Annotated in this window: 17 protein-coding genes and 1 pseudogene; 5 read left to right on the top strand and 13 right to left on the bottom strand. The window is 66.1% G+C overall.

All coding sequences use genetic code 11. The annotated features are described in order from the left end of the window. Position 1 precedes the first annotated feature (1 nt). From GDN70_RS14255 to GDN70_RS14220, 7 genes and pseudogenes are all read right to left on the bottom strand, one after another. A pseudogene (locus tag GDN70_RS14255) lies at positions 2-1650 on the bottom strand (hypothetical protein). Beyond that, the gene (locus GDN70_RS14250) at positions 1640-2422 is read right to left on the bottom strand and encodes a hypothetical protein (RefSeq protein WP_028144334.1); all 783 of its coding nucleotides are present in this window, start codon (positions 2420-2422) and stop codon (positions 1640-1642) included. The pseudogene GDN70_RS14255 and the gene GDN70_RS14250 overlap by 11 nt, the downstream one beginning before the upstream one ends. Before the next feature lie 71 nt (positions 2423-2493). Next, positions 2494-4374, bottom strand: coding sequence for a flagellar protein (locus GDN70_RS14245; protein WP_152102691.1), 1881 nt, complete (start codon positions 4372-4374; stop codon positions 2494-2496). 21 nt (positions 4375-4395) lie between these two features. Then, positions 4396-6279: a flagellar hook-associated protein FlgK gene (gene flgK, locus GDN70_RS14240; RefSeq protein ID WP_152102690.1), complete on the bottom strand. Its 1884-nt coding sequence runs from the start codon at positions 6277-6279 to the stop codon at positions 4396-4398. 34 nt (positions 6280-6313) lie between these two features. Next, positions 6314-8569 carry a flagellar hook-basal body complex protein gene (locus GDN70_RS14235; RefSeq protein ID WP_028144331.1) on the bottom strand — a complete coding sequence of 752 codons (2256 nt, stop codon included), beginning with the start codon at positions 8567-8569 and terminating at the stop codon, positions 6314-6316. A 309-nt stretch (positions 8570-8878) separates the two neighbouring features. Continuing rightward, complete coding sequence (gene msrB / locus GDN70_RS14225; protein WP_028144330.1) at positions 8879-9391, bottom strand: peptide-methionine (R)-S-oxide reductase MsrB; 513 nt, start codon at positions 9389-9391, stop codon at positions 8879-8881. A gap of 87 nt (positions 9392-9478) precedes the next feature. Next, positions 9479-10948, bottom strand: a complete 1470-nt coding sequence (locus GDN70_RS14220) for an FAD-binding oxidoreductase (RefSeq protein ID WP_028144329.1) — start codon at positions 10946-10948, stop codon at positions 9479-9481. Between the two features lie 91 nt (positions 10949-11039). Here GDN70_RS14220 and GDN70_RS14215 point away from each other — a divergent pair, with 91 nt between their 5' ends. Next, positions 11040-11576 (top strand): histidine phosphatase family protein, encoded by a 537-nt coding sequence (locus GDN70_RS14215; protein WP_028144328.1) that lies wholly within the window; start codon positions 11040-11042, stop codon positions 11574-11576. A gap of 47 nt (positions 11577-11623) precedes the next feature. Beyond that, positions 11624-12049 (top strand): universal stress protein, encoded by a 426-nt coding sequence (locus tag GDN70_RS14210; RefSeq protein WP_026201824.1) that lies wholly within the window; start codon positions 11624-11626, stop codon positions 12047-12049. Between the two features lie 978 nt (positions 12050-13027). Here the strand turns inward: GDN70_RS14210 and GDN70_RS14200 are convergent. Continuing rightward, entirely contained in the window at positions 13028-13264 is a 237-nt protein-coding gene (locus tag GDN70_RS14200) for a DUF1127 domain-containing protein (RefSeq protein ID WP_026201826.1), read from the bottom strand. 186 nt (positions 13265-13450) lie between these two features. Between GDN70_RS14200 and GDN70_RS14195 the strand changes: the two genes are divergently transcribed. Beyond that, positions 13451-14794 (top strand): PLP-dependent aminotransferase family protein, encoded by a 1344-nt coding sequence (locus tag GDN70_RS14195; RefSeq protein ID WP_038951240.1) that lies wholly within the window; start codon positions 13451-13453, stop codon positions 14792-14794. Positions 14795-14808: 14 nt separating this feature from the next. On the opposite strand, the gene GDN70_RS14190 is transcribed toward GDN70_RS14195, so the two are convergent. Continuing rightward, complete coding sequence (locus GDN70_RS14190; protein ID WP_173015809.1) at positions 14809-15405, bottom strand: YdcF family protein; 597 nt, start codon at positions 15403-15405, stop codon at positions 14809-14811. A 62-nt stretch (positions 15406-15467) separates the two neighbouring features. Beyond that, positions 15468-16055, bottom strand: coding sequence for a hypothetical protein (locus tag GDN70_RS14185; RefSeq protein ID WP_028144326.1), 588 nt, complete (start codon positions 16053-16055; stop codon positions 15468-15470). Between the two features lie 66 nt (positions 16056-16121). Here GDN70_RS14185 and GDN70_RS14180 point away from each other — a divergent pair, with 66 nt between their 5' ends. Continuing rightward, positions 16122-16556 (top strand): hypothetical protein, encoded by a 435-nt coding sequence (locus GDN70_RS14180; protein ID WP_028144325.1) that lies wholly within the window; start codon positions 16122-16124, stop codon positions 16554-16556. 62 nt (positions 16557-16618) lie between these two features. Here GDN70_RS14180 and GDN70_RS14175 read toward each other — a convergent pair whose 3' ends face one another. From GDN70_RS14175 to GDN70_RS14165, 3 genes are all read right to left on the bottom strand, one after another. Beyond that, positions 16619-19018, bottom strand: a complete 2400-nt coding sequence (locus tag GDN70_RS14175; protein ID WP_152102688.1) for an EAL domain-containing protein — start codon at positions 19016-19018, stop codon at positions 16619-16621. Between the two features lie 113 nt (positions 19019-19131). After that, entirely contained in the window at positions 19132-20541 is a 1410-nt protein-coding gene (locus GDN70_RS14170; protein ID WP_152102687.1) for an MFS transporter, read from the bottom strand. 138 nt (positions 20542-20679) lie between these two features. After that, on the bottom strand, positions 20680-21186 hold the full coding sequence (locus GDN70_RS14165) for a ferritin-like domain-containing protein (protein ID WP_028143273.1): 507 nt from the start codon (positions 21184-21186) through the stop codon (positions 20680-20682). 431 nt (positions 21187-21617) lie between these two features. Between GDN70_RS14165 and GDN70_RS14160 the strand changes: the two genes are divergently transcribed. Next, on the top strand, positions 21618-22700 hold the full coding sequence (locus GDN70_RS14160) for a YbhN family protein (RefSeq protein WP_028143274.1): 1083 nt from the start codon (positions 21618-21620) through the stop codon (positions 22698-22700). The last annotated feature ends 12 nt before the right edge of the window (positions 22701-22712 follow it).

Genomic DNA, 22712 nt, shown 5'->3' with positions numbered 1-22712 from the left:
CTCACACCTCGAACGCGGAGTTTACCGGCACGGCCGCAACCGCGCCACGGTCGAGCAGCAGCTCGATCTTTACCAGGACATGGGCGATGCGATCGAGAATCTGCTGCACGTTGCGTTGCGCCTGCGCCATGTCCGGCGACCAGGCCTCGGTCACGAGCCGTGCGCCGACGCAGAGGCGCAGCACGGCCTGCGGTGCCTCGTCCTGCCGCTCCAGCCGGACCGGCTGGCCGATCAGGCAGCGCTGCACGGCGACCTGCCGGTCCGCCGCACTGCCGCCGATCGCCTCGTTCATGTCACGCGCCAGCGCCCGATGAACGGCCGCGGTCTCGGCGATCGAGACCGGCTTGCCGTCGCGCAGCAGAATGAACGGAAAGATCGTGGTTTGTGCAAATTCCTCATCATCCACGCCGGCGGTCCCGATCGCGGATGGGACGGGGCGAAGCGAGGGCGACAGCGCGATCATGCTGTCGATGCCGGCGGCGAGCTCGGCGAGCATCTCGGCGCGGAAAGCCCCTGATACGGCGTAGTAGCGGCCGATCTCGGCCACGCCGCTTCCCAGCGCAGCCATTGACCGAAATTCGGACGGCGTTCGAAGCGCGAACGCAGCGCCGTCCAGGCCACCGGCCAATCGCAACGGCCGGCATAGTCGAAGATACCAGGCGCAAACCCCTCGACCCGGTCGAGCGACCGCGAAAGGCCCTTCGGCACCAGCACCGCGCCGCTGAAGGCGGGCCCACCGAAGAATTTCGAGCCTGTCATCAGCACCATATAGCCGCGGTCGAGATAAGAGCGCAGCCGGCGGCGGCCGAGCCGGGCCTGGCAGGCGTCGACGACGATCTGGACCTTGCGCGGCCAGCGCCGCGCGATCTCGTCGAGACAGGCCGCGCTCGGTGCGCGCCAGCCGAGCTTCGATGCATCCATAATCTGGAGCAGCACGGGCGCGCCTTGCGCGATCGTGGCTTCGATCGCATGCAGCACCGCGGCATCCGCGTCCGCGCGCATCGCAATCCCCGGCGCGGTCCCGAGCAGCGGCAATGCGAGACAGGCGCCGGCGAGCCCCGCAACCGCACCGTCCTTGCGAACCGCGAGGCCGCTCGCCGTCATGGAGCTGAAATGGTGGCCGCGGGCGGTGTGGATCGTCCCGCTTCCGGTCTGGTCGGCGCCGACCACGATCGTCACCGGCGGCGCCCCGAGCACCGCGCGCGCCAGGAACAGGGCGTGGAGCTGGGAGTCGGTGCCGGAGGGCGAGAACACGACGTCGACGCGCGGCGAGAGCTGGAGATGGCCGCGCAGCTCGTCCCGCATGTCCTCGCAGCGCGCATCGAAGGCGACCTCGACCTCGTCGAACAGGCACTTGTGCATCAGCTCTTCGCGCGCCAGCGCGGCACGGTCGTAGGCCATTTGCGAGATCGTCGATGCGGTCGAGGAGGCGAAATTCCAGATCTCCGGCTCCGGCGAAGCCGCGCAGCCATAGCCGTTGACGCGATCGCTGGCGTCGAGCGCCAGCCGCGGATCACCGCCGGAGACGAGCAGCGTGTCCAGTGGCGTGAAGAGATCGCGCAGGCGATAACGCGAGCCGCCGTCGGGGGCGCGCTCCTGACCTGACAGACGGGATGCGCCGGCGCTCATCCCGGAAGGCTCACGCCGCATCGGCCGCCGCCGCGGGCGCCGGCGCGAATTGCGAGGCGATGTCGCCGTGGAATACCGACGGCCCGACGTGATCGAGCGAGCTCTGGATATCGGCCCAGATCTCGCCGCCGATATCGGTCCAGCGCTTGCAGAAGGCGAAGTCCTCGGAAAGATACGTGCCGGTCGCCGGATCGATCATGCATTCGAACAGCGCGAAACGGTTCTGGCTCGCCGCCAGCGTATCGTGCGAATGCTCGCGGAAGAACTGCAAGGCCGCATAGTCCGGATGGCGGCACATCGCCTCCAGCGCCTGGCGCCGGATCATCAGGAAGCCGGTGCCCGCATAACGCACCCGGGTGAAGCCGTTGACCACGACGATGCGATCGGGGTCCTCGATCTCGAGCACGTAATCGAGCGAGGCGGCCGGCACGTCGGTGCGGCCGGCGTCAATCGCACGCTTTGCCTTATCCCAATTGACCCGCTTGATCGGATAGCAGCCGGCGACGACGTCCGCGCCGCATTCGATCAGCCTGAACACCTGCTCCGGCTTGAAGCCGATATCGGCATCGATGAACAGGAAATGCGTCGCCCTGGGATCGTCCAGGAACATCGCGACCAGATTGGCCCGCGCGCGGGTGATCAGCGCATCGCCGTCGCGCAGCAGCACCTTGAGCTCGAGATTGGACATGCCGTGCACGGCCCGCTGCAGCGCGAAGATCGAGCTCGCATAGATGCTCGACACCTGCCCGCCGAAGCACGGCGTTGCCACTACCAATTGCATCCTGTCCGACATCGGCAGCTCCGCCCCGCTCCAATCCTCACCAAGAGGTAAAGAGGCATGGTTAACGGCGCCTTAACGCATCCTTACAGGAACTTGACGAGCGACAGCTGCGCGAGGTTCGAGGTCACCTGGTAGGACGCCTGGAGCGCGTTCTGCAGCGCCAGCAGCTGGCTCGCGACCTCGTCCGGCGAGGCCGATTCCGCCTGGTCGATGATGGTCTGGAGCTGCGCCTTGGCCTGGGTCTGGCGCGTGCTCGCGTCCTTCATCGTGTTCTGGGCCATCGCGATGTCGGTCTGGATGTCCTCGATGCGCTGCTGGCCGGGCTGCTGGGTCAGCGCCTGGGTGGTGCGCAGGCTCAGCGCGGCGACCTGCCCGCCCGAATACTGCCCGGTCGGCGAGGTCGAGAAGGTCCCGAACACCGCGATTGCCTGCAGCTGCCGGCGGATCGCGTCCTCGTTCGCCTGGGCGCCGTACTGCACCGTGACGGAATCGTCGACCCGCGCCATCGCGGTGGAGCGCGCCGGGCCGGGCCCGTCATTGCCGGTGTACCACTTCACGGTGTTGGCCGAGCCGTTGACCAGCGTCGTCGCCGAGCTCGCGGGCGAGGAGCCGACGCGCAGCGGCGGCTGCGTCGCGGTCACCGGCGTCGCGCTGAAGCCGAGCGAACCGAGCGCGCCGGTATTCGAACTCGTGATGTTCAGGCTCGCCGCATCGTCCGTGTTGATCGTGATCGAACCGCCATGGATTGTCGACGGCTTCGACGTCCCCGTGATCGCGTCGATCTTGCTCATCAGCGTCTGGACGCTGTCGCCGACGTTGAGCTGGTTGCCGGTCGCGCCCGAGGCCACGAAGGTCAGCGTGGTGCCGTTGACGGTGATGGTGTCGCCGGCGACGAAACCCGGCGAGATCGAGTCCGTGGGGCTCGCACCGGACAGCGCCGTCGCTCCGCTGATCGGTACGAGTGGGCCCGCCTGGCTGGTCTTGGGCGCGCCGATCGCAGAGCTGGCGGTGTTGAAGAAATTGTCGCCCGCCGTGACCGCGGATGCCGCCACCAGCGAGGTGCCCGCGAGCTTCTTGATCGCGGTGTTCAACGCCGTGTTGAGATTCGTCGCGGTGTTGGCCGGGTTGACGGGGGTGCTTGCGTCGATCGCGAAGCTGCCCACCGGGGTCGGCGTAGCCGTCGAGGCGGTCAGGTCGATCTGCTCGGTCGAGCCGTCCGGCAAGGTGAACTGAACGCTGAGCTTGTCGCCGTTGTTCGGATTGACGCCGTTGAGATTGACCGAGAACGACACCGGCGAGCCGCTCGGACCGGTGATGGTGGCGCCCGTCAGTGTCGAGGAGACCGCCGAGATCTTCAGACCGAACGGCGAACCGGCAACGTCCTCGGACACCTGTATCGCGCCCGACGGCAGCGTCGACTGCACCAGACGACCCATCCCGTCGCCGAGGTCGGCGGCCTGGCGCTCCGCCATCACGGTCTTGAACCCCGCCTGCGTCGTGGTGCCGTTGATGATGTCGCCGGCATCCGCGACCGACTGCGTGCTGACGGCGGTTCCGGAGAACAGATAGCGGTTGCCCGTCTGCGTGTTGAGCACGCCGACCATCGAGCCGAACTGGGCGGCGGCGGTGTTCTGCGCGATGGTCTGGCCGTTGACGTTGAGATCCTGCGCGGTGTTGGCCGCACCCGTCTGCACCGTGCTGCGGATCTTGGTCAGCGACTGCAGCGCGGTATTGGCGAGGTTGATGCTGACATTGACGTTGGTGATCGTGTCGGTATAGGCGGCGATGTTGGAGAGCTGCGCGCGCCCGGCGATTGCAAAGCCCTCGTTGGTGCCCATCCCGGAATAGTTCTGCGACAGCTTGCCGGTCGAGAGCTGCGTCGACAGGTCGGTGAGCTGCTGATTGATGTTGCGGATCTGCGAGCCGAGAATCGACGAAGAGTAGTTGATGCTGCTGATCGACATGTTTCAGAGCCCTGTTACTTGTTACACTTGAGCCTGGAGCAACGTATTCATCATGCTCTGCACCACCGACATGACGTGGGCGTTGGCGGCATAGGCATTCTGCAGCTGGATCAGGTTCGACATCTCCGAGTCCAGATTGACCTTGGAGGTCGAGTCGAACTTGGCCTGGAGCGTCGAGACCACAACGCTCTGGCCCTGCTGGAGCTGGGTGGCCTGGGTCGCGGAATTGGCCTGGACGCTCAGGAACTGCTGCAGATAGTTCGAGACGCTGCCGGTGAAGGGCTGGCTCGCCGAGCCGAGACCGCTCGTTGGCGAATAGGAGAACACCGCCGAGGTGAGCTGCGAGTAGAGATAGTCCGAACGCGCGGTGTCACCCGAAGGCGTCACCGGCGAGGTGTTGTACACCGACATCCTGGTCGGGTCGTTGACCAGCTGCGTGTTCACGGCGATGCGTCCGGCAAGGCCGGTCATCTGCGAGCCCGAGGCGGTGATCGCGCCGGTGTAGAGCGCCTGTCCGCCGTCGGTGAACAGCGGCAGTTGTGGATTGCCCGAGGTCAGCGACGAGATCGTCTTGGTGATCGAGGACGAATTGACCTTGGCAAGGCTGCTGTTGTCGTCCGTGATCCGCAGCGTCGTGGCGCTCGCCGGCGGCAGCGCGGCGGAGAACGTCAAATGCGAGGTGGGGAGCGCCGTGTTGAGCGCCGAAGCGATCGCGCCCATGCCGCCGGAGAAGTTCACGCCGATCTGCATCGGATTGGCGTTGGTGGCGTTCTGCAGCGGCAGCGCCGCCGGATCGGTGACGTTGACGAGGGTGACCTGGCGCTTCGTGTTGGTCGCCGTATCGGTGTAGGTGAAGGTGGCGGTGTTGCCCGGCAGCGCCCCGGCAAGGTCGATGTCGAAGCCGGCCGGCGGGCCCGACACCGTGGTGCCGGCGGTGGTCTTGTCCGACAGCGCGCTCGACATCGTGGCAGCGAGCTGGTCGATCTGGTTCTGCGCCTGCACCAGCGTCTCGTCGCGCAGCTTCAGATCGGCTGCGATCTGGCCCGAGGAGACCACGTTGTTGGCGACCACGTCGACCTTCGAGCCGTTCGGCAGCACGATGTTGAGCGCGCCGACGCCGGACTTGGCCGGATCGATGTTATAGAGCGAGGTCGCCGACAGCGCGCCGGCGGAAGCAAAGGTGAATTGCGAGGCGAGCCCGGCGCCGACGAGCTGGATGCCCGTCGTGGTGTAGATGTTGGCCTGGTTCGAGCCGTCGGTGGTGACGCGGACGTCGACATATTTCGACAGCGTGTTGATGGCCTGGTCGCGCTGGTCCATCAGCGTCGCGGCCGAGGGATCGTTGGCCGACAGGCCCTGCAGCTTGGTGTTGATGTCGGCGATCTGCTGCATGGCGACGTTGGCCGCTTGCGCCGAGTTGCCGAGATCCTGCTCGACATTGGAGCGCAGCGACTGGATGCCCTTGGTGGTGACGTTGAGCTGCGTGGCCAGCGCCTGCGCCGCACCGAGCGCCACGGTTTGCGCCGATGAGGCGCCCGAGCTGGTCGACAGCGCCTGCAGCGCCGTGGTGAACTTGTTCAGCGCGGTTTCGAGCGTGCCGCTGTTGCCCGGCGTGCCATAGACATTCTGAAGCTGCTTCAGGATGTTGGCCATCTGATCGGCGTAGCCGCTGCCGCCGGTCTCGGTGCGCAGCTGGTTCAGCACATAGGTGTCGAGCTCCCGGCTGACGCCGGTCGTCATCGCCGTCGAGCCGAAATCGCCGGTGGTGACCTCGATCTGGTTCGGGGTCTGGACGACGTAACCCGGCGTCTGCGCATTGGCGACGTTCGAGGAAACGATCGAGAGCGCGGCCTGGTTGGCACGCAGACCGCTCATCGCACTGGCGAGGGCTGAACTCAAACCCATGTTACTTGCCGCCTTTGGTTACGTTACGCGCCGATCAGCGCAACACGTTCAAGAGGTCCTGCACCATCGAATTCGCAGTCGTGATCACCTTGGTGTTGGCCGAATAGGCCTGCTGGGTCACGATCAGCTTGGTGAATTCGTCGGCGATGTCGGTGTTAGATCCCTCCAGCGACGAGCCGCTGATGGTGCCTGAAGCACCGTCGATCGCGTCACCCGACTGCTCGGTCGCGGCATAGGCACCGCCGTCCATCGCCTTCAGATAATTGGTGCCGTTGAAGTGCGACAGCTGAACCTGAGCGAGGTTGAGGTTCTGGCCGTTGGAGAAGGTGCCGACCACGATGCCGTTGTTGTTGACGGCGACCGAGCGAAGCTGACCGGCGGCATAGCCATTCTGCGTGATGGTGTTGATGGTCACCGCGCCGCTGGTGCTGGCATATTGCGTCAGTCCGCCCGAGGAGATGTTGAAGGCGACCGAGCCGAGCGACTGGCCGCTGACGCTGACATTGTTGATGGTGATGCCCGAGCCGCTCGGCGAGGTCAGCGAGCCGTCGCTGGCAAAGGTGAACGTCTGGCCGGTATTGACCCAGCCGACGGTCGTGCCGGTGGCGTTCGGATCGGTCTGGTAGAACAGGTTCCAGCTATCCGAATGACCCGCGCCCAGCGAGGCGCTGTCGGTCTTGGCCCAACGCAATTGCAGGTTCACCGGCGTGCCGGCGGCGTTGTAGGCGGTCACCGCGCCGCCGCTGATAGATTCCTTGGTGAAGGTCGCGATGTCGTTGCCGATCACGCCACCGGTGCCGGCGGTGCCGCCGCCGTCGCGGTTCTTGGTGATGGTCGAGGTGAAGCCGAGCGCCGAGAAGGCAGCGCTGTTGGAGCTGGACACCGAGAGGTTGGAGACGGTGCCGGTGTTCAGCGTGATGACGCCGCCGCTGCTGACCGACGATCCCGAGGCGCCGGAGAGAGCGTCGATCTTGCCGAGCAGAGTCGTGACGTTGTCGGTGGTGAGGATCTGAGCGGCGCTGGGAACCGTAGGCGGCGAGACGAAAGTCAGTGTCTGGCCGTTGACGGTGATGGTATCGCCGGCGGCGAAGCCGGACGAGAGCACCTGGGCGCCACCGGCGGTCGCGCTGCCGCTCAGCACCGTTGCACCCGAGATCGCGGGCGAGGACAGCACGTTGCCGCCGCGGGTTACGCTGCTGATGCCGAGCGCGGTGGCGGCCGTACCGCTGCCGACCGCCACGTCGGTGCCGGTGCCGCTGGAGATCACGATGTTGCCGCTGGCGGAGAGCGAGGCCGTGACGCCGGCGCCGCCCGCAGTCTGGATCCCGTTCAGGATGTCCGCGACCGTCGCCGTGGTGCCCGCGCCGAGACCGATCGTGGTGTTGTTGCCGACGGTCGAGACCGTCGTGCCGCCGTTGAACGTGATGGTGTTGCCATTGATGGTCAGCGTCTGGCCGCTCAAGGCGGTGAGGATGCTGGAGGCGAGATGCGTGCCGACCGCGTTATCGAGCGATGTGGTGGTCGAGGCCACCGCCGACGAATTGTTCTGGAGTGCGACCGTGCCCGTGCCCGTCGTCGACGAGTAGGCCGAACGGACGTTGCCGGTTGCAGCCGCGCCGGACACCAATGCGTTGGCATAGGGCGCGGGAGGTGTGCCGACCGGCAGCGGGTTGGCTGCGAAATCGGACGGGTTCAGCCCGCCGGCCGCCAGCAGCGTGCCGCTCGACGCGGTCGTTTTCGCCACCGTGTTCGGCTGGGTCGGCAGGTTCGCAGCGTACTGGATCGAGGTGGTCGCCTGCGCCGGAATGAAGTTGTTCTGGAATTGCAGCACGTTTGCCACGCTGCCGGTCGGGTTACCGGTCTTCGGATCGACCGTGACGCCCATCAGGTAATAACCGGCGCCGTTGACCAGATTGCCGTTGGCATTGAGCTGGAAGTCGCCGCGCCGCGTGTAATAGGTGACGCCGGTGAAGACCGGCACGTTGTCGACGACGCCGCTCGCCTTCTGGATCGAGAAGAAGCCGTCGCCGGTGATCGCCATGTTGGTGGCGACGGTGGAGCCCGAGATCGTGCCCTGCGTGGTGATGGTGGCCTTGGCGTTGGCCGTCACGCCGCCCGCGACCTGCTTGCTCGGGACCGAGGAGTCGGGGATGAGATCGACGAAGCTGGTGCCGATGCCCTTGTAACCGGTGGTGGATGAGTTCGCGATGTTGCCGGAGATGTTCTGCAGCGCGTAGGACTGCGCCTGCAGGCCACCCACCGAGGTGTTCATTGCATCGAAGATACCCATAACTTTGTCTCCAAATCCGATCTCGGCGGCGGGTCGACATGGCCGCAGTCGGAGGAGACAGTCGCAAGGGCTATGCCAATGCGGGTATCTTCAGAAAAACAATGACTTAACAAAAAAGCCCCAGCCTGATGACCGGGGCACATTTGCCGGGACCGGCAACAATTGCCGGGACACATCGTCGCTCCGGAGCGAGCGTCAGCATCGAATTCTGGTGCGCAATTGCGTACCTGAGAACCTCGAGATTCTCAGGTGCGCAAGCGCGCACCATAGCTCGGTCCTACGGACCGCCCCGGAATGACAAGGTAAACTCTACGTCGCTGACGCCGCCGCGGGGTGGAAAACCAGCCCGAAACCGTCGATGCAATAGCGCAATCCGGTCGGCTTCGGACCGTCGTCGAAGACGTGGCCGAGATGGCCGCCGCAGCGCCGGCAATGCACCTCTGTGCGAACCATGCCGTAGGCCCGGTCTTCGGTCTTGCCGACATTGCCCTCGATCGGCTGGTAGAAGCTCGGCCAGCCCGTACCGCTCTCGAACTTGGTCTCGGACGCGAACAGCGGCAGGTCGCAGCCGGCGCAGGCGAAGGTCCCCTTGCGGTGCTCCTTCAAGAGCGGACTGGAGCCGGGCCGCTCGGTGCCGTGGTTGCGCAGAATCTCATATTGCTGCGGCGTGAGCTGGGCGCGCCATTCAGCCTCCGTCTTCGTGATCTCGAACTTTTCCGCGGCTTTCTCGCCAGCCTCGGCGGGCGTTGCTCTCAGCCAGCGGAAGGCCCCAAGGCCGAACAGGCCGGCGGCAGTCGTCAACAGGATGCGGCGGTCAAACATCTCATTCTCCGTGCGCGGGCAATCCACGCCCTGAGATACGGGCTTCTGTCGGCCGAAGTTACACGTCCGGGCGGAATTTCTCTTAACTTATTGGGAGACGGCGCCATCATGCGAGGCCGGTTCCACAACCTGCTCTGCCTCCCGGGCCGGGCGTTTCGGCGGCGGGGCCGGTCGCGGCCTGACGCCGGACGGTGGGCGGCGCGGACCAGTGCCGGCGGCCCGGTTGGCCTCGGCAAGCCGCGCCTCGCGCTCCCTGTCCTTGACCCTGGCACGCTCGCGGTAGCGGGCGAGCGAGCCTGCGGCGGCGGAACTCGCCCTGCCCCAGATCCCGACCAGCTGGCCCGCGACCCGCCCCGTGGCGCCGCCCGCCCAGACCAGCTCGAACGGCGAGAACAGCTTCCAGCGCTCATCCCCCCACAGGATGCTGCGCGCGATCATCTGCCCGGCCATGGCGGAGGTGTTCATGCCCTGGCGGCCGAACCCGCTCGCCACCCACAGGCCTTTGCGCAACTGGCCGATCTGCGGCATGCCGTGCACGGTCTGGCCGGTGGCGCCACCGAACATATCAGTGACCTCGACATTGCCGAGCTCCGGAAAGATCGTACGTATCCGCCGCCTGACGCTGCCTGCAAAGCGCTGCGGACGCGCGGCCCAGGTGGTCTCCGGGCTCTCCCACATCAGCCGGTCGCCGTCGACGATGCGGAAATGGTCGACACCGTCGGAATCCATCACCGCTCCCTTGAAGGCGATGATCTCGTGCACGCGCTCGCCGAGCGGCGCGGTGATGCCGGCATAGCGCCAGACCGGCAGCAGCGTCTCCGACAGGCGCCGCAAGGGCGCGCCGAGATGGATGTTGCCGGCAAGCACGATGTGGGTCGCGCGCATACGCGCCGACGGCGTGACGATGCGTTTGCGGATGCCGGAATGATCGATGCTGACGACCGGCGTGTCCTCGAAGATGCGGGCGCCTGCCCGCCGCGCCAGCGCCGCAAGGCCGTGCACATATTTGCGGCCGTCGACCTGGAACGCTTTGGGATAATACACGCCGTGGAAATAGCGATCGGTCCTGAGCACCTCGCGGACGCGATCGACCTGCCAGCCTTCGACCTCGGTGTCGAAATCCTCGTTCAGCATCTGCAACCGGCTGATCAGACGGTCGCCGGCGTCGACGTTGGAGACCTCCAGCACGCCATTGCTCGGGGCGATCCCCGGCATGTTCTCTTCCGTGGCGTTGGCGCGGACGAACTCGGCCCCCTCCTTGGACAGCGTCCACAATTCACGCGCGTCCTCGAAGCCGATGCGCTCGATCAGGTCGGTGAGCGGCAGCGCAAAGCCCGGCAGCACAGTGCCGAGCTGGTTGCCGGAGGCGTTCCAGCCGATATGACGGCCTTCGAGCACCGCGACGCTGGCCCCGAGCCGGGCCGCCTCCAGCGCGATGGAGAGCCCGGCAAGCCCGGCACCGATGACGCAGATGTCGGCGTCGAGATCGAACGACAGCCGCACACGGTCGCGAAAGCCGGCTTCTTCCTGGGACACGCTTGTGAAAGTCTCGCTCATGCCGTTTTCTTAGAGGACTGAGCGGGCGCTTGTCACCTTGTCCTCACCCGCGTCTGTACATTATCAGCGACCGTAACGATTCGAGAATGCCATGCGCCGTTTGATGCTGCTGCGTCACGCCAAGACCGAGACCGACGCGCCGAGCGGCCGTGACCAGGACCGACGGCTCGATGATCGCGGCCACAAGGATGCCGCCCGGATCGGCGACTGGATCGCCGCCCACCCGCCCTTCCCCGAGACCGTGCTGGTGTCGCACGCCGTCCGGGCCCGGCAGACCTGGGACATCGCCTGGGAGGCGATGAAGGACCGCGTCCCGACGCCGCAGGTCGAGATCCTGCCGGAGCTCTACGGCGCCGATCCCGCGCAGATCCTGGAGTCCATTCGCACCGCAACCGCCCCGGCCGACCCGAAGCAATTGCTGCTGGTCGCCCACAATCCCGGCATGCACGAGGCCGCCTTGATGCTGATGGGCGGCGGCGATCCTGATGGCGCCAGGGCGCTCGCTGACAATCTGCCCACCGCGGGGCTTGCGATCTTCGATTTTGACGTCAAGGATTGGGGTGACGTGGCCTACCGCCGCGGCAAGCTGGTGCTGTTCACCAGCCCCAAGCTGCTTCGATCGGGATGATCGCGACGACCGGCAAAAGTTGCTGACTGGAAGATTTGGAGGCGCAGATGTTCAAGTCCATCCTCGTGCCCATCGACCTCGCCGACACCGACCTCGCCAAGCCGGCGATCGCGACCGCGGCAACGCTGTCGCAGACCTGGAGCGGCCAGGTGCGCCTGCTCAACGTGCTGCCGATGACGCCGGTGATGCTGGCCGAATACGTGCCGGCCGATTTCGACGAGCAGCAGCGCCAGACCTCGGAAGAAGCCCTCGCCATCGTCGCACGCGAATCCGGCATCGAGGCTTCCCGCATCTCCAGCGTGGTGCGCCAGGGCGGCATCTACCACGAGATCCTGGAGGAAGCCGTGCACATGAAGGCCGATCTGATCGTGATGACCTCGCACCGGCCGGCAATGCGCACCTACTTCCTCGGCTCCAACGCCGGACACGTCGTGCGCTACGCCAAGTGCTCGGTGCTGGTGGTGAGGCACTAGGCTCTGACCTATTCCCGTCATTGCGAGTGTGACGATGCTGGTGTGCGTCGGAAACTCCGCTCTCGTGCCCCGGACGCAGCGCAGCGCTACTTCAGCGGTGCGCTGCAGAGCCGGGGCCCATGCATCGGCGGATTGCGTGGCCTGCTAGGTCCCGGCTCTGCGCAGCAACGCGAAGGGCGTTGCAGCGCGTCCGGGACACGCGAGCTACCAGACCTTGCGTTGCCCGACGGGCAAAACACACCGTCTATCGGTCAACGTGCGGTGGCCAAAATATTCCACTTTACCGAAATTCGGAAATCACGTATGTGTCGCGACAACCCGGCCCAAGGAAGAGGGGCGTATCGCGATCGTCACGAACGCGGGCCGGGCGGCGGTGGACGTGGGTCACATCGGCGCGAAGGGTTTTGCAGGGCGGGTAACCGTGAGCGAAGACCTCGCGCACACGACCGGTGTGATCGGCGTACGGCAAAACCGTGTGGTCCTGACGCCCGGGGTCTGTGCGTCAAGTGTTGCGGTGATGGGTGTCGTCCAACCGGACGCATCCGTCAGCCATCCGCAAGGCGACGGGGGCAATAGTGCAACGCTCCCCGGGGAGAGCACGACATAAGCCGTAAAGCCACTGCGCAGGGAAGGCCGGGATGTCCTGGCTACACCTGTATGCCGCTGTGCAGATTTCCTTACTGCAACATCGCACAGTGGACCGCGGGTGCCAGCCGGCTCCCGGCCTTCCCTGCGCCCTCTTTCAATTATGAGGGTGAAGAGATGAAGCAAAGCTCGGGCGAGCTGCGCCGCGAGGATGACGAACCATGTCTATCGTTGAACAAAGGTCTCGTGCCCCGGACGCAGCGCAGCGCCTCTTCGGCGGTGCGCTGCAGAGCCGGGGCCCATGTGGCAGCACGCGTTGTGGCCCTCTGGGTCCCGGCTCTGCGCAGCAACGCTTACGCGTTGCAGCGCGTCCGGGACACGAGAGAGTTCGCCTCACAGATACCGCGTCAGTTCGGCCTTGACCTGCCCGTAGACGGCGTCCTCGATCTGGCTGCGCGTGATCCCGATGTCACGCAGGGCGCGGTCGTCGAGCTCGTTCAATGTCTTCACCGCCGAGCGGCGCTCGAGGCGGTTGAACAGCGCATAGGCGCCCTGGGCGAGCGTTGCAAAAAATCCGCCCGTTGAGGATGGGCGTAAACTCCGCCCGGCAGTTTGCGAGATCGTGGTCATGTTTCTTCTCCGGCCTGTTGTCCCGCGCGGCGAAGCAGGTGCCGTTGGCGCCGACGCCGTCAGCGTCTGCACCTCATTTGCCGTCGGATTGCTCTCGCTCTCCTCGGCTCAATCGTGGAACTTGATGGAACTTAAATGCTCCAGTACACTGCTCGGAGCAAGTAAAACATTGCTCTCGGTGCAATAATGTCAAAGTTCGAGTACGTGAAGCTTGCCGATGCCATTGCCTCGGATATCTCTAACGGCACGTTAAGGCCCGGCGATCGGCTGCCGCCGCAGCGCAATTTTGCCTATGACCGTGGCATCGCGGTCTCGACCGCGAGCCGGGTTTATACGGAGCTGCTTCGTCGCGGGCTCGTCGTCGGCGAGGTCGGCCGCGGCACCTTCATCTCCGGCGACATCAGGCGCGAGGTCGAAGCATTGAGCGAGCCGCGCGATGCGCGGATCGATTTCGAGGTCAATTATCCGCTATTGCCGCAGCAATGGGCGATGATCGCCAAGAGCCTTGCGGGGCTCGAGCGCGTCGACGCGCTCGAATCCGCGCTGCGCGTCTCGACCAGCACCGGCACCAAGAGCGCGCGCAACGCGGCCGCCGCCTATCTCGCGCGCAAGGACTTCGCGCCGCAGGCCGAGCAGATCGTCTTCACCGCCAACGGCAAGCAATCGCTCGCCGCCGCGCTCGCGGCGCTCGTCCCCACCGGCGGCCGCTGCGGCGTCGAAGCGCTGACCTACCCTTACGTCAAGAGCATCGCGGCGCGGCTCGGCATCACGCTGGTCCCGATTCCCATGGACGAATTCGGCGCACGTCCCGATGCGATCCAGAAAGCGCATCGCGAGGCGCATCTGTCGGCGCTGTATCTGCAGCCCATCATTCAGAACCCGCTCGGCGTCACCATGAACGCGACGCGGCGCGCCGACATCATGCGCGTCGCCGAAAAGCTCGACCTCACCATCATCGAGGACACCGTCTACGGCTTCCTCGCCGACGACACGCCGCTCGCCGCGCTCGGCCCGGACCGCTGCATCGTGATCGACAGCCTGTCCAAGAAGGTCGCGCCGGGCCTTGCGCTCGGCATCCTCGTCGCGCCGCCTCACCTGCGCGAGAGCGTGATGAGCGCGGTGCGCACCGGCGGCTGGATCGCCTCCGGCCATGCGCTGGCGGCCGGGCAGCGGCTGATGGCCGACGGCACCGTCGCCGAGCTGACGCGGCTGAAGCGCATCGACGCCGCGCGGCGGCAGCAGACCGCCGCAAGGCTGCTGGCCGGCTACCAGCACGCGGCCGATCCGCGCTCCTATCATCTCTGGCTGACGCTGCCGCCGCACTGGCGCTCCCAGACCTTCGTCGGAGCAGCAGCGAGGCGCGGCATCGCGCTGACGCCGTCCTCCACCTTCGCGATCGCCCATGGCCATGCACCGAACGCGGTGCGCCTCGCCCTCGCGCCGCCCACCTTCGAGCAGCTCGATTCCGGCCTGCGCACGATCGTCTCGCTGCTCGGCACCAAGGAAGAGGATTTCGACTCCACGGAGTAGCTCGCGGAGGCCTCTCAGGCCTCCGGCCACTCCGCAATAAAGCCCTTCGCCCTGTACAGCTCGATCTTGTCCCATTCGTGCAGCATGCGGCGGCAAAATTCGGCGTCGGTGTGCCAGAGCGCGCGCGGCGTCGCAAAGCTGTCGACGGTGAGCAGCATCTTCGTCACCTCCGGCCAGTGCCGGTGCAGCGTCAGATAGCGCCGCGCGGTCCAGGTGTTGCCGAGGCAGATCACGCTGCGGATGTTTGCAAGGCTCAGCGCCGCATCGATGATCGGCAGCGAGAAGATCACGTTCTCGCCGGTGTTCATCGCGCGATGCTCCTCGAGGATCCGGTCCGCCGGAATGCCCGCCGCAATCATCGCAGCCTTGATGACCGTGCACTCGGATTGCTCCGAGCCCGGCGTCACACCGCCGCTGACAATCGACCAGCGGAAATAGCCCTCGCGCCACAGCCGCGCGGCGGTGTCTGCGCGCAAGCCGACGTCCTCGCGGGTGCCGAACATGAACAGCAGGTCGGCCGGCCGGAGCGGCGTCTCGATCAGATGGGTGCGGTTGATTCCCGCGATCTCGTCTGCCGTCGGCAGACGCGTGCTGCGGTCCATGACTGACATGGCGGCACGATGCGGCATCGGCGCGGTTGCGCGAAGTCACGTTTGATTGCGGCCGATTGCACCTAGGGCAGCAGGGCCTTCGGCACCTGATCGAAGCTGTATCTCTGCGGCTGGTTGCGCCGGACGAAGCCGCCGACCTGCCAGGCGAACAGCGCGGCAAAGCCGAGGATGAACAGCGCGCCGGCGAACTCGCCGCTCACGAGGGCGCGGATCAACAGGCCCGCCATCGCCACCGTCAGCACCGCCAGGAACGCCAGCACCGCCGCATAGGCCGTGCGGCCGAGCCCCGCCGTCAGCACCGCGCGGCTGCCCGCCTTCGCCATCCGGGCGTGCAGCGCGAGGATGAACGCGCGAAAGCCGTTGTCCTGCGGCGCCATCAGTGCCGCGGTCTGCCAGCTCGTCGACAGGATCGCGATGCGGCGGCCGCTGCTGTGAGTGACATCGGCGCGAAAGCGGTGCTGTTGCATCGACACCGGGCGGAACGACAGCCGGATCGCGCTGATCTCGTCATAAGGCCACAACGAGGTGCGGCCGCCGATGTGCCAGGACAGCCCCTGCTCCGTCAGCTCGAAGCGATGCGCCGAGCCGATCAGCGACGCCTTATAGGCATAGCTCGTGACTGACGTGACCTCGGCTTCCAAGACCTGCATCTCGATTCATCAATCCCGCCCGCGATCCGCTTGCGCGATCGCCCTCGCCCATCCTACAAGCGAGGCATGGCTGAGACGACCTTTTTTCCGCGCCGCCTGATTCTCGGCGCCGCCGTGATATCGGGCGTGCTGCTCGCGCTCGCGGTGCACATGCTGGGCGCGCGCTATGGGCTCGACCTCGGCGGTCTCTGGCGCTCCGACACGCACGAGTTCATACCCGCGGGCGCGGCGATCGCGTGGTGGCTGATCGCGACGGTCGGCTTCTCCGGCGGCTATTTCACGGCGACATTGATGCAGAGCGCCGCCGACGGCCAGATCCCGCAACGGATGCGGCAGTTCCTGATCGCGGTCGGCGTGCTGCTGCTCGCCGGTGCGGGCCAGGTGGCCTCGGCGCCGAGCCCGGTCCCGACCGTCTCGGGCGTGCTGGCCGGGCTCGCCGCGCTGTGCCTCGGCGCCGTCATGGCATTCTGCGGCGCCCATTTCGCCCTGCGCCGCGGCTAGAGCATCATCCGGAAAAGTGCGAAGCGGTTTTCCGAATAGATCATGCTCAAACAATAGGGTCCTCAAGCCGATGCAAGCAGCCGCGGGCGACCCAGCATGATCGTCACGTCGGAGGCGGGCCGCGGCTTGCTGAACAGATAGCCCTGCGCCTGGGTGCAGCCCTCGCGCCTGAGCAGCTCGAGCTGCGCGTCGTTCTCGACGCCTTCCGCGGTGGTGACGATGCCGAGGCTGCGGCCGAGACCGGTCACGGCGCGGATGATCGCCATGGAATCCTCGCGCGTCGCCAGCTCCGACACGAAGGAGCGGTCGATCTTGATCTTGTCGAACGGGAAGCTGCGCAGATAGCTCAGCGACGAATAGCCGGTGCCGAAATCGTCCAGCGAGATGCGCACGCCCATGGCGCGCAGATCATGCAGCGTGGTCAGCGTCGCCTCGCTATTCTGCAGCAGCACGGATTCGGTGATCTCGAGCTCGAGGCGGCGCGCGTCAAGTCCCGAAGCTGCGAGCGCCGCGATCACGGATGCGATCAGGTTCGGATTCTTGAACTGCACCGGCGACAAATTGACGGCGAGGTCGACATCGTCCGGCCATGTGGCGGCATCGGTGCAGGCCGAGCGCAGCACGAATTCGCCGAGCTGGACGATCAGTCCGGTCTCCTCGGCCAGCGGAATGAAGTCGATGGGCGCGATCAGGCCACGCTGCGGATGGTTCCAGCGCAGCAGCGCCTCGAAGGCGACGACGCGGCCGCTGGCGACGTCGCGGATCGGCTGATAATACGCCTCGAACTCGTCGCGCTGCACCGCCGCGCGCAGGTCCATTTCCAGGAGGCGCCGCGCCTGCGCGCGGGCATCCATGCCGGTCTCGAAGAAGCGATAGGTGCCGCGGCCATCCGCCTTGGCGCGGTAGAGCGCGAGGTCGGCGTTCTTCAACAATTCGCTCGGATCGCTGCCGTCTTGCGGCGACAGCGAGATGCCGATCGAGACGCCGATCACGATCTGATGGTCGTCGATCTCGTAGGGCGCCGAGATGACCTCGACGAGGCGGCCGGCAAGCGATCTCGCAGCGGTTTCCTCGGAGCGGCCGATCTGGACCACGGCGAACTCGTCGCCGCCCAGTCGCGCCACCGTGTCGCTCTCGCCGACCGTCGCCTTCAGCCTGCGGCCGACCTCCCTCAACAGCGCGTCGCCGATGGGATGGCCGAGCGAGTCGTTGATGTCCTTGAAGTGGTCGAGATCGAGACACAGCACCGCGAGCTGATCGCCCGACCTGGTCCGGCGCAGTCCCTGCTCGAGCTGCTCGTGGAACAGCACGCGGTTCGGCAGGCTGGTCAGCGCGTCATGGCGCGCCATGTGCGAGATCTTGGCCTGCGCCTCCAGCCATTCGGTGATGTCCTCGAAGGTCGCGACCCAGCCGCCGCCCTGCATCGGCTGGTTGACGACCCGGATGGAGCGGCCGAACCGGCTGACGATGTCGGTCGTGGTGCGCCCCTCGCGCGCGTCGGCCACGAGGCGGGCGAAGAACTCATCCGCGTCGCCCTGCCACTGGCCCTTGGCCTGCTCGTCCCTGAGCACGTCGACCAGCAGGCGGCCAGTCAGCGCAATGTCGGTGCGGCGGAGCATGGCGGCATAGCGCTCGTTGAACAGCATGACCTTGCCGTCCGCGTCGAACATGCACAGACCCTGCGACATGTTCTCGAGCGCCGTATCCAGCACCATTTGCTGGGCGCCCAATTCACTCCTGGCGCGGCGGTCGAGCAGCGCGGCCACGAGCGCGATCGCGATGATCGCAACCGCCGCACTGGCCGTGAGGAAGGACAGCGACGCCGGCGGGATCGACAGACCGCCGATCGCGAGCGTCGGATCCGGCGTCAGCAGCACCGCGCCCATTGCGGTGAAATGATGCGCGACGATAGCGACGGTCAGCAGGACCGTCGCCGTCAGCGCATGGAAGAGGTCGTCGCGCCGCGCGGCCACGAACAGTGCAAGTGCCGCAAAGACAATTCCTGACAGCACCGAGGCGGCGACCGTGCTTCCGATCCAGTCCACGCGCGCCGGTATCTCCAGCGCCGCCATGCCGGTGTAATGCATCGCCGCGACACCGGTGCCGACGATGGCGCCGCCGAGAACGATCCCGACCGCCCGCGAGGACGACACGGCGATGCTCAGCCCCACGAAGGTCACGGAGATCGCAAAGACCAACGACAGGATCGTCACCGGGATGTTGTAGGCGCCCGCGCCTCCCGGTCCGTAGGCCAGCATCGCGATGAAATGCGTCGCCCAGATGCCGCAGCCGCTGACAGCGGCGTCGAGGCCGAGCCAGGCCAGACGGCCGACGCCTTGCGTCGCGCGCGCCCGGTGGAACAGGCTGATGGCCGCCGCGCTGGCGAGCAGGCACACCGCGCCGCCAAGCGCGACGAGCCGCCAATCGTGCTCTTCGGTGAGACAGTAGAGAATTTGATGCATCGCAGGCCTCTGATGGACCCGCACTTGACCCGATCAATATGGACAGGTGGTAACCGGCTACGCGCCTGTTGCGGCAATGGTGAACGGAAGATGTGTTCATTCACTCGGATTGTTCATCCTCGCGCCGGCGCACCGAGGCCGATCGCGATGGCGGCGAGCAGCAGGACGGACGCGGACACGACCAGCGCTAGATGCAGGCCCGCCATGAACGCCCCCTCCGCGGCCACCAGTGAGCCGAACAGCGCGACGCCGAGCACGCTGCCCGTCTGCCGCGTCGCGTTCAGAACGCCCGCCGCGATGCCGGAGCGCGCTTTGTCGACGCTGCCCAGCAAGGTCGAGGTCAGCGGCGGAACCAGCAGCCCAAGTCCGCCACTGATCGCGATCATCTGCGCGCAGATCGCCCAATAGCTGGTGTCGGCTTCGATCCACAGCAGGCCGAGACAGCCGACCGCCGACACGCTGGCACCGACGACGATGGTCGGGCACGGGCCAATGCGCTCGGCGAGGCGCGGCGCCAGCAGATTGACCGGCAGCACCGCCGCCATCATCGGCACGAAGGCGAGCCCGGTCCACCACGCCGACAGCCCGTTGATCCGCTGGAAGTACAGGCTGAGCACGAAGATCAGGCCGTAGATCGCGATGTTGACGAGCAGGCCGACCAGCGAGGTCAGCGCGAACAGCCGGTGGCCGAACAGCGACAGCGGCAGCATCGGCTGCGCCGCGCGGCTCTCGCGCCAGATGAAGAGCGCGACGAGACCGGCGGCCCCGACGAAGGCTGCGACCACGACCGGATGATCCCACCCGAGCGCACCGCCTTCGATGATCGCGCCGGCCAGCGCCCCCAATGCCCCGATCGCGGCCAGCTGGCCGGGCAGGTCGATCTCGCGCGAGCGGGCCCGCGTGGTCTCGCTGGCGTATCGCCAGCTCAGCCACAGGCCGGCGAGCCCGATCGGCAGATTGACCAGGAAGATCGCGCGCCAGCCGACCAGCGTGATCAGCGCGCCGCCGACGAAGGGGCCGGCGGTGAGCGCAAGGCTCGCGCCGGCAGCCCAGACCGCGACGGCACGGCCGCGCGCGCGGTCGTCCGGATAGGCATGATTGAGCAGCGCGAGGGAATTCGGCACCAGGATCGCCGCCGCCAGCCCCTGCACCAGCCGCGCGCCGATCAGCACGGTCGCATCGGGAGACAGCGCGCAGGCGAGCGAAGCCGCGGTGAAGATGGCGAACCCCGCCATGAAGACGCGCTTGGCGCCGATGCGGTCGCCGAGCGCGCCTGCCGTCAGGATGAAGGCGGCAAACGCGATGGTGTAGGCGCTGACCACCCATTGCAGCTCGGCAACGCCGCCACCGAGCGTCCGGCCCATCGCATCGAGCGCGGTGTTGACGATGGTGACGTCGAGCTGCACCACGCCGTACCCGAGGCTCATCGCGGCGAGCGTGAGCGAGGTCGCAAGACGCGAACCGGCATGCGCTACGCCGGCTCCGTGGTCGAAGGTCTCATATTTGATGGTGCTCGCGCGCATGCTGCCACCTCGGTTGCAGCCCCATGCGGAATATACGCTTCTAGCCTGCCGTCATGCTTCGATAACGACCGAACGATGACGTAATGCATGCAAACGCCGCGCGGACACCGCGCGGCGCCATGCTGGTCAAGCCTAAGCTTAGCTGGCCGCGCGCAGGTTCACCTTGCTCTCTGCGAGCTTGGTGAGCTTCTGGTCGGTCGCCTTCTCCTCCTCCAGCGTCTTGGCGAGCACGGTCGCGCAGTCGTTGCGGCCGAGCTGCTTGGCCCAGGCGATCAGGCTGCCGTAGCGTACGATCTCGTAATGTTCTGCGGCCTGCGCCGCGTTGATCAGGGCGGCGTCGAGCACCGCCTTGTCGGCGACTTCGCCGGCGGTCTCGTCGGCTTCCTCGATGATGCCGTCGATCGCCGGACAGTCGACCGCCTTCACGGGGACGCCGTGCATCTTGAACACTTCTTCGAGCCGCGCGACGTGCTGCTTGGTTTCTTCGAGGTGCGTCAAAAAGCCCTGCTTCAGCTGCGGATCGGTGGCCTTACTGGCCATCTTCGGCAGCGCCTTGGTCAGCTGCTGCTCGGCGTAATAGATGTCCTGGAGCTGATGCACGAACAGGTCGTTCATGGTTTTGATGTCTTTTGTGAACAGTCCCATCGTTCCGTCCTCTTCCGGTTTTGTGGAACACGAAGGCAGCGGCTTGCACGAAAAGCCGCTTATTCCACCATGTTCGGTTGCTGATGGGGCCCCAACGAGCACGCGGTATCGACGTTCCAAAAAAGACCCGGCTGGCTTGCGCTGGAACAATGCGGACGGCGCCGGCATCTGAAATCATGTCGGCATACGAAACGCGCGGGGCCGAGCCGGTTTCACGACTCATATGCTTAACGCGCCGCCGATGTGAACCGCGTATGACAAAAGTGACCGGTCCGACGCAGAACCAATTGTTGTCAAGGGCTGCACAAGCCGGTGTTTTTGCCTTAAATGAGCTGGATCATGCCCAGCGATCGATGCCTGCTTTTGGCCGTGATCGTACCCGACTGGCCAATGTCTGGCCGGGTCGGTCTTGCCCCCCGCCGGGAGGATGAATGCACGGACTGCTGCCCGCGCTGAAACGCGGCTTCAAGAGATGGATCGGCTGGCGACGGCTCGGAGTTGCCGCGAGCATCTTCATTATCGCCTTCGCGATCACCTCGCTGGTGCGGACCCTCAAGGGCATCGATACCGGGGTCATCCTGACTGCGTTAACCGAGATTCCCCGCGGCAGCATCGGGCTGGCGGCGATCTGCGTGTTCTTCGCGTTCTGTACGCTGACCTTCTACGATTTTTTTGCACTGCGAACGATCGGCAAGAAGCACGTTCCGTACCGCATTGCGGCGCTCTCCAGCTTCACGTCCTATTCGATCGGCCACAACATCGGCGCCACGGTCTTCACCGGCGGCGCAATCCGCTTCCGGATCTATTCGGATTACGGGCTGAACGCGATCGACGTCGCCAAGATCTGCTTCCTGTCGGGCCTGACCTTCTGGCTCGGTAACATCTTCGTGCTCTCGATCGGCATGGCGATCCATCCGGATGCGGCGTCCTCGATGGACCAGCTCCCCTCCTCGATCAATCGGCTGATCGCGCTCGGCGGCCTTGCCTCGATCGGTGCCTATCTGGTCTGGCTCTGCATGGGCGAAAAGCGGCGCGAACTCGGCCAGAAGGGCTGGAAGGTCGTGTTGCCGTCGGCGCCGCTGACGCTGGTCCAGATCCTGATCGGTGTGGTCGATCTCGGCTTCTGCGCCACGGCGATGTACCTGCTGATGCCGGCCAATCCGCCGATCGACTTCATGTCGCTGGCCGTGGTGTTCATCCTGGCGACGCTGCTCGGCTTCGCCAGCCATGCCCCCGGCTCGATCGGCGTGTTCGATGCCGCCATGCTGCTGGCGCTGCCCGAATTCGGGCGCGAGCAGCTTCTGGCGACGCTGCTGGTGTTCCGCATCCTCTATTTCGTGATCCCGTTCGGCCTCGCCATCTCCATCATGGGCACGCGCGAGCTCTGGATGAACGTGGTCGAGCCCTGGCAGGAGCGGCGGCGGCTGGCGGAGGCCTGCGCGCAGGCCAATCTGCCCAAGCAGGTGACGCCGATGGAGCGCGAGCGGATACTGCGCCAGGCCAACAAGCGGTAGGCCACGATCTGG

Origin of the sequence: Bradyrhizobium sp. TM102 (genome assembly GCF_009176685.1) — a bacterium.
GTDB classification, from domain to species: Bacteria; Pseudomonadota; Alphaproteobacteria; order Rhizobiales; family Xanthobacteraceae; genus Bradyrhizobium; species Bradyrhizobium ottawaense.
The sequence above is the reverse complement of the archived record's forward strand: the minus strand, read 5'-3'. Positions and strand labels throughout refer to the sequence as shown.

What these genes read in the sequence shown, in the direction of transcription:
- GDN70_RS14160 (WP_028143274.1), top strand. Translation starts at nt 21,618, where the DNA reads ATGCACGGACTGCTGCCCGCGCTGAAACGCGGCTTCAAGAGATGGATC.
- GDN70_RS14200 (WP_026201826.1), bottom strand. Translation starts at nt 13,264, where the DNA reads ATGACCACGATCTCGCAAACTGCCGGGCGGAGTTTACGCCCATCCTCA.
- GDN70_RS14180 (WP_028144325.1), top strand. Translation starts at nt 16,122, where the DNA reads ATGGCTGAGACGACCTTTTTTCCGCGCCGCCTGATTCTCGGCGCCGCC.
- GDN70_RS14235 (WP_028144331.1), bottom strand. Translation starts at nt 8,569, where the DNA reads ATGGGTATCTTCGATGCAATGAACACCTCGGTGGGTGGCCTGCAGGCG.
- msrB (WP_028144330.1), bottom strand. Translation starts at nt 9,391, where the DNA reads ATGTTTGACCGCCGCATCCTGTTGACGACTGCCGCCGGCCTGTTCGGC.
- GDN70_RS14195 (WP_038951240.1), top strand. Translation starts at nt 13,451, where the DNA reads ATGTCAAAGTTCGAGTACGTGAAGCTTGCCGATGCCATTGCCTCGGAT.
- GDN70_RS14170 (WP_152102687.1), bottom strand. Translation starts at nt 20,541, where the DNA reads ATGCGCGCGAGCACCATCAAATATGAGACCTTCGACCACGGAGCCGGC.
- GDN70_RS14250 (WP_028144334.1), bottom strand. Translation starts at nt 2,422, where the DNA reads ATGTCGGACAGGATGCAATTGGTAGTGGCAACGCCGTGCTTCGGCGGG.
- flgK (WP_152102690.1), bottom strand. Translation starts at nt 6,279, where the DNA reads ATGGGTTTGAGTTCAGCCCTCGCCAGTGCGATGAGCGGTCTGCGTGCC.
- GDN70_RS14190 (WP_173015809.1), bottom strand. Translation starts at nt 15,405, where the DNA reads ATGTCAGTCATGGACCGCAGCACGCGTCTGCCGACGGCAGACGAGATC.
- GDN70_RS14185 (WP_028144326.1), bottom strand. Translation starts at nt 16,055, where the DNA reads ATGCAGGTCTTGGAAGCCGAGGTCACGTCAGTCACGAGCTATGCCTAT.
- GDN70_RS14215 (WP_028144328.1), top strand. Translation starts at nt 11,040, where the DNA reads ATGCGCCGTTTGATGCTGCTGCGTCACGCCAAGACCGAGACCGACGCG.
- GDN70_RS14175 (WP_152102688.1), bottom strand. Translation starts at nt 19,018, where the DNA reads ATGCATCAAATTCTCTACTGTCTCACCGAAGAGCACGATTGGCGGCTC.
- GDN70_RS14220 (WP_028144329.1), bottom strand. Translation starts at nt 10,948, where the DNA reads ATGAGCGAGACTTTCACAAGCGTGTCCCAGGAAGAAGCCGGCTTTCGC.
- GDN70_RS14210 (WP_026201824.1), top strand. Translation starts at nt 11,624, where the DNA reads ATGTTCAAGTCCATCCTCGTGCCCATCGACCTCGCCGACACCGACCTC.
- GDN70_RS14165 (WP_028143273.1), bottom strand. Translation starts at nt 21,186, where the DNA reads ATGGGACTGTTCACAAAAGACATCAAAACCATGAACGACCTGTTCGTG.
- GDN70_RS14245 (WP_152102691.1), bottom strand. Translation starts at nt 4,374, where the DNA reads ATGTCGATCAGCAGCATCAACTACTCTTCGTCGATTCTCGGCTCGCAG.